This is a genomic window from Micromonospora sp. S4605, from assembly GCF_003176715.1.
Classification (GTDB): domain Bacteria; phylum Actinomycetota; class Actinomycetes; order Mycobacteriales; family Micromonosporaceae; genus Micromonospora; species Micromonospora echinaurantiaca.
Window position 1 is genome coordinate 1 of sequence record NZ_QGSW01000352.1, and the last position, 12,600, is coordinate 12,600.

Genomic DNA, 12,600 nt, shown 5'->3' on the forward strand with positions numbered 1-12,600 from the left:
GTGCGGGTGGCCCAGCGTCTCCTGGCCATGGCTGCCGCCATCTGGCACAACAACAAGACCGGCGCACCCGTCACCCGGTCACTGATCGCCTACGACCACTGACCGGGATTCGGAACTACTCGTCTAGTGATCTGCTGGCAGCGGCAGCGCCGCGGACCGTCGCGGTGGTCCGCGCCGTCGCCGACGAACAAATACACCTGCCCACCCCGTGCAGCGATTACACGGTGCGCGACCTGCTCAACCACCTCTATCAGGTGGTGGTGAACTTCCAGGAGCTCGCCGCGAAGCGGAGCGTGCAGTGGGCGGACAAGCCCGACCACCTCAGCGAGGGCTGGCGGGACCGGTTCGAGGTGGAGACCCGCCGGTTGGTCGACGCCTGGTCCGACCCGGCCAGCCTGGCGGGCGTCTCGCCCGGGATGGGCATGCCGCAGACAGTGGTCGGCGGCATGGTGCTGCTGGACCTCACCGTGCACGGCTGGGACCTCGCCGCGGCCACCGGCCAGTCGTACCGACCGGCGCCGGAGGTGGTGCCGGCGCTGCACGAGCTGGTGGAGCAGTTGGCCCCGCAGGCCCGGCAGATGGGCGTCTTCGCCGAGCCGGTGCCGACCGACGCCGGCCTGCCCGACCTCGACCGGCTGCTCGGCCTGACCGGCCGGGATCCCGCCTGGACCGCCTCGGCCTGACCGGCCGCGGCCTGACCGCCATCCGAAGCCCGCGCGGCACCCGCCCGCGCGGGCTTCGTTGACAACGACTATTCGCTCAGTGAATAGTGACGGGCGTGTCCACTCCGCACGTCCTGCTCGGGCTGCTCGCCACCGGCACCAAGCACGGCTACGAGCTCAAGCGCGCGCACGACGAGCGGTTGCCCCGGGCCCGTCCGCTGGCCTTCGGGCAGGTCTACGCCACGCTCGGCCGGCTGCAACGTGACGGATTGGTGGCGGCGGCCGGGCAGGAGCGCCAGGGCGGCCCGGAGCGCACCGCGTACGAGCTGACCGAGCAGGGGCGCGCCGCAGTCGATCGGTGGCTCGGCGCGGTCGAGCCACCGATGCCGTACGTCACCAGCACGCTCTTCGCCAAGGTCGTGGTGGCCCTGCTGGTCGCCGACGTGGACCGGGCCCGGGCCTACCTGGTCGCCCAGCGCGGGGCGCACACCGAACGGCTGCGGGAGCTGACCGCTGTCAAGACGTCGCCGTCGGCCACCCTCGACGACGTCGTGGCGGCCGATTACGCCATCGCTCACCTCGACGCCGATCTCCGGTGGCTGCGCACCACCCTGGACCGGGTCGCCGACTGGCACCGGGAGGTGCACTCGTGACGCAACTTCAGGCTCGCGCAGTGGTCAAGTCGTACGGACCGACGCCCGCCCTGCGCGGCGTCACGCTCGACGTCGCCGAGGGGGAAATCGTCGCGGTCACCGGGCCCAGCGGCTGCGGCAAGTCCACCCTGCTGCACTGCCTCGCCGGGATCCTGCGGCCGGACGCTGGTGGGGTGAGCTGGCGTGGCGAGCGGATCGACACCTGGTCCGAGGCGGCCCGGTCCCGGCTGCGTCGCACCGAGTTCGGGGTGCTGTTCCAGTTCGGTCAGCTCGTCGCCGAGCTGACCGCGGCGGAGAACGTCGCGCTTCCGCTGCTTCTCGCCGGCACGGGGCGGCGAGACGCGCGGACCGCGGCGCTCACCTGGCTGGACCGGTTCGGAGTGGCTGACCTGGCCGACGCCCGGCCGGGCGAGATGTCCGGCGGCCAGCAGCAGCGCTGCGCCACCGCCCGGGCGCTGGTCACCGAGCCTCGGGTGCTCTTCGCCGACGAGCCGACCGGCGCGCTGGACACGCTCACCGGCGAACAGGTACTCACCCAGCTGGTCCGGCTGGCCCGCCAGCAGGGCACCGCGGTCGTGCTGGTCACCCACGAGCCGCGGATCGCCGCGTATGCCGACCGCGAGGTGGTCCTGCGCGACGGCATGGTGGACCACACCGGGCTGGGGCTTGACGCGCCGCTGACCGGCGGTCACCGGTGAAGCCGGTGACGTTGCTCCGGTTGGCGCTGGCCGGCACCCGCACCGACACCGCCCGGGTGGTGCTGACCGGGCTCAGCGCCGCGCTGGCCACCCTCGCCGTGCTGGCCGCGCTGACCGTGCTGGCCATTCCCGAGGTGCCGGGCGACCCGTGGGCGCAGGCCGAGCAGTACCGCAACAACCTGCTGCGCGAGCCGGGGCTGCGGGGCGGCACCGCGTTCGCGTTGTTGCTGCTCACCATCCCGGTGCTGGCGCTGGCCGGGCAGTGCGCCCGGCTGGGCGCGCCGGCCCGGGACCGCCGGCTGGCCGCGTTCCGGCTGGCCGGCGCCACCCCGGGCCAGGTGACCCGGGTGGCCGTGTCCGAGACCGGGCTTGCCGCCCTGCTCGGCACGCTCGCCGGGCTCGCGGTCCATCTCGGCGGGCGCGAGCTGCTGCACCGCCCGGACGAGCGGGGTCTGCTCGCGCTCCCCACCGATGTGCTGCCGCCGGTCGGCGCGCTCGTCGCGGTGGTGCTCGGGCTGCCGCTGGTCGCGGCGGCGGCCACCGCGCTGCTGCTGCGCCGGGTCACCACCACGCCGTTCGGGGTGGTCCGGCGCACCGGCCGGCGGCGCGGACCGCGGCCCTGGCCCGGTCTCCTGATCGGGCTGGGCCTGGCCGCCGGCGTGGGCACCCTGCCGCTGCTGCGCGCGGGTGACGGCGTGGAGCCCGGGGCGGCCCGCTGGCTGGTGCCCACGGTCGTGGTCGGGGGCGGGTTCGCCGCCGTGCTCGGCGTGGTGCTCGGCACCGGCTGGATCTCGTACGTCTCGGGGCGGCTGCTGCACCGGCTCGCCCGCCGCCCGGCGACGCTGCTGGCGGCCCGGCGGCTGATGGCCGACCCGTGGGCCGGTAGCCGGACCTTCGCCGCCCTGCTCGCCGCGGTGGTCTTCGGGGCGGGCGCCGCGGCGCAGCGCGCCCACTTCGCGCTCAGCGACCGGGTGCAGCGCGAGGAGCACCGGCTGGTCGGCCTCGACGAGGGGGCGAACCCGTTCTACCTGCGCACGATGGACCTGGTCGACCTGGCCGTGGCGGTGGCCGTGACGATCGCCGCCGGTGGCCTGCTGGTCGCGCTGGTCGAGGGCATCGTCGCCCGCCGCCGGGCGTACGCGGCGCTGGTGGCGGGCGGGGTGCCGCGGAGCGTCGTCGGCCGGTCCATCGCCTGGCAGGCGCTGGTGCCGGCCATCCCGGCGATCCTGGTCGCGATGACCGTTGGGCTGCTGCTCGGCCGAGCCTGGTCCGGCCCGGTCTCCACGGGAACGGTCAGCGGGATGGTCTGTGACGCCGGCCCGGAGCTGTGCGCGGATCCGGCCACCCGGGCGCGGTACGAGCGCCTGGTCGAGCCGGTCCGCCGCCAACTCACGCCCGACGTACCGCTGGAGCAGATGGCGCTGCTCGGCGCGGGCGCGCTGGGCGCGGTGCTGGTCACCGTCGGTGTCGGCCTGCTCTTCCTGCGGTCCAGCACAGCGGTGGAGGAGCTGCGGACGACCTGACGCGGTGTAACGCCCGGCGGTGCCGGGGCGCTGTCAGCACCGGAAGGCCCGGTCCTCGGGCCCGCGCCCGGATCGGATCGGGCGCGCGTGGCAGTGGGAGAGTGCACCAGATGCGGAACCAGTCGGGCGAGCCGACGCCGGTGTTCGTGGACGGCACCGGACGACGTCGACGGGTCACCGTCATCGCCGGCAGCGCCATGGGCGTCGGGCTGCTGGCCAGCCTGGCGTTGATCCTCGCCGGCCTGTTCCTGGACACCTCGGTGTCGGTCCCCGGCTGGTCCGACGACCGGCCGCCGGCGGGTGTGGACGGCCGTGCCGAGCTCGGGGAGGCCTCCCTGGTCACGCCCGGCCCGTCGCCGGTGACCGGCACCTCGGCGCCGGCGCCGACCGGCTCGCCGACGCCCGGCGCCCGGCCCACCTCGGTCCCGTCCGCCGGGCACCCCATCGCCTCGGAGCGCCCCGGCCTGGGCGACGAGCGGCGCGACAACACCGGGAAGCCGTCGAAGTCGCCGGGCAAGCCGAGGTAACGGTGGCGCGACACGTCGCCCGCCGGGACCCGCGGGCGCACTGGATCCTGCTCCTGCTCGGGCTGGTGCTGCTGCTGGCCGCGCTCACCCTGAACGGCCTGGTGACCGGGCTGGCGGGCGGTTCCGGCCCGGCGGTGGGCGGCGGCGCGGGCGCCGACGCGGCGGCCGGCGTGCCGAAGCAGGTCACCTCCGGCGGCCCGGTGCTGCGGCTGGACCGGCCCGAGCCGGTCGACCGCACGCTGCCGGACCGGACCATCGCGCTCACCTTCGACGACGGACCGGACCCGCGCTGGACCCCACAGGTGCTCGATGTGCTGCGCCGGCACCGCGCCCACGCCACCTTCTTCGTCGTCGGCGCCCGGGTCAACGAGCACCCGGACCTGGTCCGACGGATCCTCGACGAGGGACACGAGATCGGCTCGCACACCTTCACCCACGCCGACCTCGGCGGCGCCCCGCAGTGGCGGCGGGACCTGGAACTCTCGCTGACCCGCAAGGCGGTCGCCGCGGCCACCGGCCGGGAGGTGACCCTGCTCCGGCCGCCGTTCTCGTCCAGCCCGCAGGCGCTGACCGGGCCGGAGTACGCGGCGCTGCGCGCCGCCGCCGGCAGCGGCCACGTCGCGGTGCTCGCCGACCGGGACACCAAGGACTGGCAACGCCCCGGGGTGCCGGCCATCGTCGAGGCGGCCACCCCGGCGAAGGGGCGGGGCGCGGTGGTGCTGATGCACGACGGTGGCGGCGACCGGGCCCAGACGGTCGCCGCGCTGGACCGGCTACTGCCCGAGCTGACCCGCCAGGGCTACCGGTTCACCACCGTCTCGGCCGGCATCGACGCGCCGGAGTCGATGCTGCCGGCCGGCGCGGGCAGCCGGTGGAGCGGCACCGCGCTGCGCTGGGCCCAGCTCGGCGCCGGTGGGTTGGCCGCGGCGATGAACGTGCTGCTCGGGATCGCGCTGGTGCTCGGCGTGGCCCGGTTGGCCGTCCAGGTGGTCTGTGCCCAGCGGCACGTGCGGCGGGTCCGCCGGCCGAGGCACCGCCGGCCGCCGGTCACCGTGCCGGTCTCGGTGATCGTGCCGGCGTACAACGAGGCGGCCAACATCGCGGCGACCGTCCGGTCACTGGTGGCCAGCGCCTATCCGGCGCTGGAGGTGATCGTGGTCGACGACGGCTCCACCGACGGCACCGCGGACATCGTGGAGCGGATGCGGCTGCGCGGGGTGCGGGTCCTGCGGCAGGCCAACGCCGGCAAGCCGGCGGCGCTGAACACCGGGATCCGGGCCGCCCGGGCCGACCTGCTGGTGCTGGTGGACGGCGACACGGTGTTCCAGCCGGACACCGTGTACCGGCTGGTGCAGGGCTTCGCCGACCCGACCGTGGGCGCGATCTCCGGCAATACCAAGGTCGCCAACCGGCGCCGGCTGCTCGGCCGGTGGCAGCACCTGGAGTACGTGATCGGCTTCAACCTGGACCGCCGGATGTACGACGTACTGGAGTGCATGCCGACCATCCCGGGCGCGATCGGCGCGTTCCGCCGGCAGGTGCTGCTCGCCGTCGGCGGGGTGCCCGCGGACACCCTCGCCGAGGACACCGACCTCACCATGCGGGTGTTGCGGGCCGGCTGGCGGGTGGTCTACGAGGAGGCGGCGATCGCCTGGACCGAGGCGCCGTCGTCGCTGCGCCAGCTCTGGCGGCAGCGGTACCGCTGGTGCTACGGCACCATGCAGGCGATGTGGAAGCACCGGCACGCGCTGCGCGAGCGGGGCGCCGGCGGCAAGCTCGGCCGGCGCGGCCTGCCGTACCTGGCGGTGTTCCAGCTCGTGCTGCCGCTGACCGCGCCGGCGGTGGACGTCTTCGCCCTCTACGGCCTGCTCTTCCTGCCCTGGTCGTCGCTCGCCCTGGCCTGGGCCGGGCTGCTGCTGCTCCAGGCGCTCACCGCCGGCTACGCGCTGCGGCTGGACCGGGAACGGCTCGGGCCGCTGTGGAGCCTGCCGTTGCAGCAACTGGTCTACCGCCAGGTGATGTACCTGGTGGTGGTGCAGTCGGTGGTCACCGCGGTGATCGGCAACCGGCTCCGCTGGCAGCGGATGGTCCGCACCGGCGAGGCAGCCGCCCTCGTCACCGGCCGCCCCTCCTGACCCCACCCCCGCGGGGCGGGGTGGGGCGGGTCAGGTGGGGGCGTCGAAGAGGCCGGTGGACCAGGAGATGGCCAGGCCGACGAGGGCCGAGCAGCAGCAGACCAGCAGCGCGGCGGCGACCACGCCGAGGACCAGCCAGGCCGGTCCGCGCCGGGACACCGACTGCTCCATGGGCGACTCCGGACCGGGCGGCTCCGCGTCCGCCCGGTCGTCGTCGATGGTCATCGCGGGCGCCTCAGGCGCGGCCCAGCCGGTCGAGGATCCAGGCGTTGATGAACGCCTCCTCCTTCCAGGCGTCGTACCGGCCGCTCGGTCCACCGTGGCCGGCGCCCATCTCGGTCTTCAGCAGGTAGTCGCCCTGCGGTGCGGTGGCCCGCAGCCGGGCGATCCACTTGGCCGGCTCGTGGTAGAGCACCCGGGTGTCGTTCAGGCTGGTCACCGCGAGGATGGCCGGGTAGTCCCGGGCCGCCACGTTCTCGTACGGCGTGTAGGACTTCATGTACGCGTACACCTCGGGGTCGTCGAGCGGGTTGCCCCACTCCTCCCACTCGGTGACGGTCAGCGGCAGCGACGGGTCGAGGATCGAGGTGAGCGCGTCCACGAACGGCACCTGCGCGACGATGCCGGCGAACGCGTCCGGGGCGATGTTGGCCACCGCACCCATCAGCAGCCCGCCCGCCGAGGCGCCCCGGGCGACCAGCCGGTCGCTGGCCGTCCAGCCCGCCTTGACCAGGTGCCGGGCGCAGGCCACGAAGTCGGTGAAGGTGTTCTTCTTGGCCAGCAGCTTGCCCTGGTCGTACCAGCGCCGGCCCAGCTCGCCGCCGCCCCGGGTGTGCGCCACCGCGAAGACCACCCCGCGGTCGAGCAGGGAGAGCCGGGCCACCGAGAACCACGGGTCCATGCTCGCCTCGTACGAGCCGTAGCCGTACAACTCGCAGGGCGCGGAACCGTCGCGCGGGGTGCCCTTGCGGCAGACCAGCGAGATGGGCACCCGGGTGCCGTCGTCGGCCACCGCCCAGTCCCGGTGCTGCTCGTAGTCGGCCGGGTCGTACGGCCGCCCGTCCGGCCCGGGCAGCACCGGCTTCCGCTTGCGCAGCACCATCTGCCGGGTGACCAGGTCGTAGTCGTAGATCGAGTCGGGCGTGACCAGTGAGGTGTAGCGCAGCCGCAGCTGGGTGGTGCGGTACTCCGGGTTGGCGTCCAGGCCGACGCTGTAGATCGGTTCCGGGAAGTCGATGTCGTACCGGTCGCCGCCGCCGACGGGCAGCACCCGCACCCCGGTCAGCCCGTTGCTGCGCAGCGAGACGACCAGGTGGTCGGCGAACGCGTCCACCGACTCCAGCCGGGTGCCGGGCTGGTGTTCGATCAGCGGCACCCAGTCGCCCGGCGCGTCCGCGGAGGTGTACGCCAGCGCGAAGTCCTCCGCGCCGTCGTTGTGCAGGATCAGGAACCGGTGTCCGTGGTGCTCGACCGAGTACTCCACGCCCTGCCGCCGGGGGGCGATGACCGCCGGCGCGCCGGTGGGGTTGCCGGCCGGGATGACCCGTACCTCGCTGGTCACCTTGCTGGCGATGTCGATCAGGATGAACCGCTCCGAGCGGGTCAGCTCGACCCCGACCCAGAACCGCTCGTCGTCCTCCTGGTGCACCACCACGTCGTCGCCCGCGGCCGAGCCGATCACGTGCCGCCAGACCCGGTGTGGCCGCCACGCGTCGTCCACTGTCAGGTAGAACAGCACCGACGCGTCGGCGGACCAGGCGGTGCCGTAGAAGGTGTCGGGGATCTCGTCGGGAAGCAGTTCGCCGGTGGACAGGTCCTTCACCCGCAGGGTGAACCGCTCGTCCCCGGAGAAGTCCGTCGAGTACGCCAGCCAGCGCCCGTCCGGGCTGACGTCGAAGGCGCCGAGCGCGAAGAAGTCGTGCCCCTCGGCGAGCAGGTTGCCGTCGAGCAGCACCTCCTCGCCGTCCAGCGGGGCGCCGTCGGCGCTGACCGGCGGCTCGGTCTCGCCGGCGCGGACCGCCCGGCGGCAGTGCACGCCGTACTGCTGGCCCTCGACCGTGCGGGTGTAGTACCAGTGGCCGCCCTTGCGGGTCGGCACCGACAGGTCGGTCTCCTGGGTGCGCCGGCGGGTCTCCTCGAACAGCTCCGCGCGCAGCCCGGCCAGGTGGGCGGTGCGCGCCTCGGTGTACGCGTTCTCCGCGGTCAGGTAGGCGATCGTCGCCGGATCGTCCTTGCGGGCGAGCCAGGCGTACTCGTCGAGGACGGTGTCGCCGTGGTGGGTGCGCTCGGTGGGCACCCGCTTTGCCACGGGAACGGAAGTCTCGGTGGTCACGGCGTCACGTTACCGGCCGGCCGCCGTCCGTCGCCCGATTAGGCGACGCGCCACCATCGGCTTTCGAACACATGTACGATGGCCGGCATGGCGGCTGCAGCGAGTTCCACCGATCGACCCGGAGCCCTCGACATCACCCGGCGGTTGACGGAGATCTGCGGCCCGCCGTTCGCCCGCTTCGCCGGCCCCGCCGACGAGGTCGCCGGCCGCCCGGCCCGCTGGGTCGCCGTGCCCGGCCGCCCGGCCGCCGCCGCCGAGGTGCTCCGGCTGGCCGCCCGGCACGACCTGACGGTGGTGCCCCGGGGAGCCGGCACCAAGATCGACTGGGGCGCCGCCCCCGACCGGGTCGACATCCTGCTCGACACCGGCCGGCTCGCCGGGATCGGCCACGAGCCGGTGGGGGCGTCGACGGCCGAGGTGGGTGCCGGCACCCCGCTGCGAGCGGTACAGGCCACCTTGGAACGCACCGGGCAGCGGCTGGCGCTGGACGCGCCCTCGCCCGGGGCGACCCTCGGCGGGGTGCTCGCCGCCGGCGAGGCCGGGCCGCTGCGGCACCGCCACGGCACCCCCTGCGACCAGTTGGTCGGCCTGCGCTACCTCGACGCCGACGGCGAACTGGTCAGCGCCGGCGGTGGCGCGCCGGGGCTGGAGCTGGCCCGGCTGCTCTGCGGCTCGCACGGGGCGCTCGGCGTGCTGGTCTCGGCGACGCTGCGGGTGCAGGCCGCCCCGGCGCGCCGGGTCTGGGTCACCCGTCCGGTGTGGACCCCGCTGGAGGTGCACGACCTGGTGCGTACGCTGCTCGCCGCCCGGCTCGACCCGGCCGCCGTCGAGCTGGATCTGCCGGCCGGCGCGGGATCCCGGCCGGTGCCGCGCGGCCGGGCCGCGGCGATGGCGCGTCATCCGTCCATGACGGGGCGCGCGTCGACCGGCCCTGCCGCCGCCGGCAGCCTGGCGGTGCTCCTCGAAGGCGGCCCGGCCGACGTGGCCGAGCGGGCCGAGCGCCTGGCGGCGCTCTTCGGCGATGAGTCGGCCACCCAGCAGGGCGCGCCGGGCTGGTGGCGGCGCTACCCGTTCGCGCCGGGCGACACCGCCCTGCGCATCGAGGTGCCGATCACCGACCTGCACGCCGCCGTCTACGCGCTGCGCGACGCGGCCGGCGCCCCGGTGCCGGTCCGCGGCTCGGCCGGGCTGGGCGTGGTGCACGCCGCCCTGCCCGGGGCGCTGCCCGCCGACCGGGTCGCCGCGATCCTCGCCGCGGTACGCGGGGTGCTGCTCGCCCGCAAGGGCCGGTGCGTGGTGCTCGCCGCGCCGGCGCCGGTGCGACGGGTGGTCGACCTCTGGGGCGAGCTGGCCGGGCTGGCCCGGCTGCGCGAGGCCAAGGAACATCTCGACCCGCACCACCGGCTCGCCCCCGGCCGGCTGCCCGGCGGCCTCTGACCCCCGGATCTCAGTCCAGCCACCACCGGGTCAGCTCGGTACCGGCCGGCGAGAAGCGCAGCACGGTCACCGCGGTCGCGCCGGCGGTCACCGCCAGCAGCAGCCACCAGGTGCGGCGGGGCATGCCCACCCGGTCGCGCACCAGTAGCACCACCGAGTAGAGCGCGAGCATCGGCACGGCGACCAGCCCGGCGAGGAAGAGCAGCGACACCAGCACGTAGAGCCAGGTGAACGGGTTCGCCATGGACAGGCCGAACGGCACCAGGTCCTTCGGGTCGTACGCCCCGCTGGCCAGCTCGGCGGGGCCGATGCCGGCGGCGGCCATCCGGCCGAGCCACATCGCGGTCACCACAACGGCGGCGGCGAGCAGGGCGACCTGTCCGGCGAGGACGGTGCGCAGCAGGGGTGCCCGGCCGTCGGCGGCATGGACGGTGCTCGACATGTCACCAACCTAACCGGGCCGTACCGGGTCGCGCTGCCCGCCCCGGCCGTGTGGCGCTGCCCCGCCGGGTGGGGCCGCTCGGCTGGCGGCGTCAGCCGGCGTCGTTGCGGAGGACCAGGATGGCGATGTCGTCGCGGGGCGCCTCGCCGGAGAAGCCGATCGCGGTGGCCCGCAGTCGGGCCGCCACCACGTCAGCGGAATAGCCGGCCAGCGGGGTGGCGGCGTCCCGGAGTCGGTCGGTGCCGAAGAGTTCCCGGCCGCGCCGGCGCTCGGTGACCCCGTCGGTGTAGAAGATCAGCGCGTCGCCCGGGTCGAGGGAGAGCTCCGCCGTCGGCGAGGCGATCGAGTCGAGCAGCCCGAGCGCGGTGCCGCCGGTGCCGACGAAGGTCGCGCCGCCGCCGGCACCCACCAGCACCGGCCGGTCGTGGCCGGCGAGGTGCAGCGAGACGTCGAGCTGGTCGCGCTCGCCGGGGCCGACGGCCGCCAGGGCCAGCGTGCAGTAGCGCCCACTGCCCCGCTCGACCAGTGTCTCGTTCAGCCGGGACAGCACCTCGGGCAGCGGCTTGCCGTCGCCGACCAGCACCCGGATCACGTCCCGGACCAGGCCGGTGACCGCGGCCGCCTGCACCCCCTTGCCGGAGACGTCCCCGACCACCACCAGCCAGCGCCCGTCGGGCAGCGGCAGCACGTCGTAGAAGTCGCCGCCGACGTCGGCGTCGTCGCCGGTCGGGACGTACTCGGCGGCGAAGCCGATACCCTCGACCACGGGCAGCACCGGCGGCAGCAGCGACTGCTGGAGGGTCTGCGCCACCCGGCGGCGCTCGGCGTGGATCCGGGCGTTCTCGATGGCCAGCGCGGCGCGGCGGGCCACGTCCTCCAGCACGGCGATTTCGTCCGGGTCGTGCCGGTGCCGCTGCGGCCGCCCCACCGCCAGGGTGCCGAGCCGCTGCCCGCGGGCGATCAGCGGCACCGCGAAGCCCTCCATCGGGGTGCCGAGCGGCGTCTGGGTGCCGTTGCGGGACGCCTCGCGCAGCCGGGCCTGGATCGAGTCCGGGCCGGTCTCCCGGAGCACCGCGTGCAGCTGCGGCAGCATCGACTCGTCGGCGTGGCTGGCCGCCGCCAGCCGCAGCCGGCCCCACTCGTCGGTGGTGTGCACCGCGCACCACTGGCCGAGCCGGGGCACCACCAGCTGCGGGATCAGCGCCATGGTCAACTCGACGTCCAGGGACTGGGCGAGCAGCTCGCTGGCCTCGGCGAGGAAGGTCAGCCAGGCCTGCCGGCGCACGTCCGCCCGGCGCAGCCGGTCGTTCTCCAGGTGCAGCGAGAGCCGCTCGGCCATCAGCGCCGCCAGCGGCCGGGCGTACGCCGAGGGCGCCGCGTCCAGCTCCAGCTCGCCGGCGTACGGCCGGTGCACGGTCAACGGCACCCGGAGCAGCTCGTGGTCGGCCCGGGGCTGGCGGCCGTACCGGGCCAGCACCTGGGGGCCCTGCCCGTCGCCCCGGTCCAGCCGGACCACGCCGCCGGTGGCGCCGACCATCTCGGCGACCCGGGTGAGCAGGCTGGTCGCGAAGTCGGGCAGCGGGTCCTCGGCGTACGGGTCGGGGGTGGTCTGCATCAGCGCGCTCATCGCGCCGGCGCTGGGCGCGGAGCTCTCCCCGGCGGCGCTCCCGCCCCCGCCGTTGCCCGGCGCCGACACCTCCGCCCCCGGGGTCGCCGGCCCGTCGCCGGGCGGGTCGGGCCGGTCCAGCCGGAACCAGACACCCTTCCCGCTGGGCAGGTAGGTGGTGCCCCACCGGCTGGCGAAGTGGTCGACCAGCAGCAGGCCCCGGCCGCGCTCGGCGACCTCGGTGATCTCGGTGGCGTCGTTGCGGACGCCCACGGTCAGCTCGTCGACCGGGCCGGACGCGAAGTCCGACACCATCACGGTCAGCCCGGTACGGTCGGCGACGACCTCGATGTCCAGTTCGGTGCCGGCGTGCTCGACCGCGTTGGTGGAGAGTTCGGTGGTCAGCAGCAGCGCCTCGTTGAGCAGCTGGTCGAGGTGTGCCTCGGCGAGCACCGACCGGACGACGGCCCGCGCGGCGGCGGGCGTACGCCGGTCGGCGGGCAGCCGGACCCGCCGGACATGCTCGTCCGGGCCCCCGGTCGTCGTGGGGCCTGCCTCCGCTGCCACCCCCGTATCCTCCACCGC

The 12,600-nt window shown here is 75.3% G+C and carries 11 protein-coding genes and 1 pseudogene; 8 read left to right on the top strand and 4 right to left on the bottom strand.

The features are described 5' to 3' along the window. The 7 genes and pseudogenes from DLJ47_RS30035 to DLJ47_RS30065 form a co-directional block, all read left to right on the top strand. Window positions 1-102 (top strand): annotated as a pseudogene (locus DLJ47_RS30035) (IS982 family transposase); the annotation flags it as partial. Window positions 103-134: 32 nt separating this feature from the next. Continuing rightward, window positions 135-683, top strand: coding sequence for a TIGR03086 family metal-binding protein (locus DLJ47_RS30040; protein ID WP_255562359.1), 549 nt, complete (start codon window positions 135-137; stop codon window positions 681-683). Window positions 684-778: 95 nt separating this feature from the next. Next, window positions 779-1,315: a PadR family transcriptional regulator gene (locus DLJ47_RS30045; RefSeq protein WP_109905041.1), complete on the top strand. Its 537-nt coding sequence runs from the start codon at window positions 779-781 to the stop codon at window positions 1,313-1,315. Next, window positions 1,312-2,013: an ABC transporter ATP-binding protein gene (locus DLJ47_RS30050; RefSeq protein WP_109905043.1), complete on the top strand. Its 702-nt coding sequence runs from the start codon at window positions 1,312-1,314 to the stop codon at window positions 2,011-2,013. The genes DLJ47_RS30045 and DLJ47_RS30050 overlap by 4 nt, the downstream gene beginning before the upstream one ends. Continuing rightward, on the top strand, window positions 2,010-3,536 hold the full coding sequence (locus DLJ47_RS30055; protein WP_109905045.1) for an FtsX-like permease family protein: 1,527 nt from the start codon (window positions 2,010-2,012) through the stop codon (window positions 3,534-3,536). Before DLJ47_RS30050 ends, DLJ47_RS30055 begins: the two co-directional genes overlap by 4 nt. Window positions 3,537-3,646: 110 nt before the next feature. Further along, window positions 3,647-4,063, top strand: a complete 417-nt coding sequence (locus tag DLJ47_RS30060; RefSeq protein ID WP_109905047.1) for a hypothetical protein — start codon at window positions 3,647-3,649, stop codon at window positions 4,061-4,063. A 2-nt stretch (window positions 4,064-4,065) separates the two neighbouring features. Then, the gene (locus DLJ47_RS30065; RefSeq protein ID WP_109905049.1) at window positions 4,066-6,198 is read left to right on the top strand and encodes a bifunctional polysaccharide deacetylase/glycosyltransferase family 2 protein; all 2,133 of its coding nucleotides are present in this window, start codon (window positions 4,066-4,068) and stop codon (window positions 6,196-6,198) included. A 30-nt stretch (window positions 6,199-6,228) separates the two neighbouring features. Here DLJ47_RS30065 and DLJ47_RS30070 read toward each other — a convergent pair whose 3' ends face one another. Continuing rightward, on the bottom strand, window positions 6,229-6,423 hold the full coding sequence (locus tag DLJ47_RS30070) for a hypothetical protein (protein WP_109905051.1): 195 nt from the start codon (window positions 6,421-6,423) through the stop codon (window positions 6,229-6,231). A 10-nt stretch (window positions 6,424-6,433) separates the two neighbouring features. Further along, complete coding sequence (locus DLJ47_RS30075; RefSeq protein ID WP_109905053.1) at window positions 6,434-8,530, bottom strand: S9 family peptidase; 2,097 nt, start codon at window positions 8,528-8,530, stop codon at window positions 6,434-6,436. Window positions 8,531-8,617: 87 nt separating this feature from the next. Here DLJ47_RS30075 and DLJ47_RS30080 point away from each other — a divergent pair, with 87 nt between their 5' ends. Continuing rightward, complete coding sequence (locus DLJ47_RS30080) at window positions 8,618-9,967, top strand: FAD-binding oxidoreductase (RefSeq protein WP_109905059.1); 1,350 nt, start codon at window positions 8,618-8,620, stop codon at window positions 9,965-9,967. A gap of 10 nt (window positions 9,968-9,977) precedes the next feature. Here DLJ47_RS30080 and DLJ47_RS30085 read toward each other — a convergent pair whose 3' ends face one another. Beyond that, entirely contained in the window at window positions 9,978-10,409 is a 432-nt protein-coding gene (locus tag DLJ47_RS30085; protein ID WP_109905055.1) for a hypothetical protein, read from the bottom strand. 91 nt (window positions 10,410-10,500) lie between these two features. Beyond that, window positions 10,501-12,582 carry a SpoIIE family protein phosphatase gene (locus DLJ47_RS30090; RefSeq protein ID WP_109905057.1) on the bottom strand — a complete coding sequence of 694 codons (2,082 nt, stop codon included), beginning with the start codon at window positions 12,580-12,582 and terminating at the stop codon, window positions 10,501-10,503. Window positions 12,583-12,600: the final 18 nt, after the last annotated feature.

Coding starts and splice junctions, on each gene's coding strand:
- DLJ47_RS30060 (WP_109905047.1), top strand. CDS start 3,647: ATGCGGAACCAGTCGGGCGAGCCGACGCCGGTGTTCGTGGACGGCACC.
- DLJ47_RS30070 (WP_109905051.1), bottom strand. CDS start 6,423: ATGACCATCGACGACGACCGGGCGGACGCGGAGCCGCCCGGTCCGGAG.
- DLJ47_RS30080 (WP_109905059.1), top strand. CDS start 8,618: ATGGCGGCTGCAGCGAGTTCCACCGATCGACCCGGAGCCCTCGACATC.
- DLJ47_RS30085 (WP_109905055.1), bottom strand. CDS start 10,409: ATGTCGAGCACCGTCCATGCCGCCGACGGCCGGGCACCCCTGCTGCGC.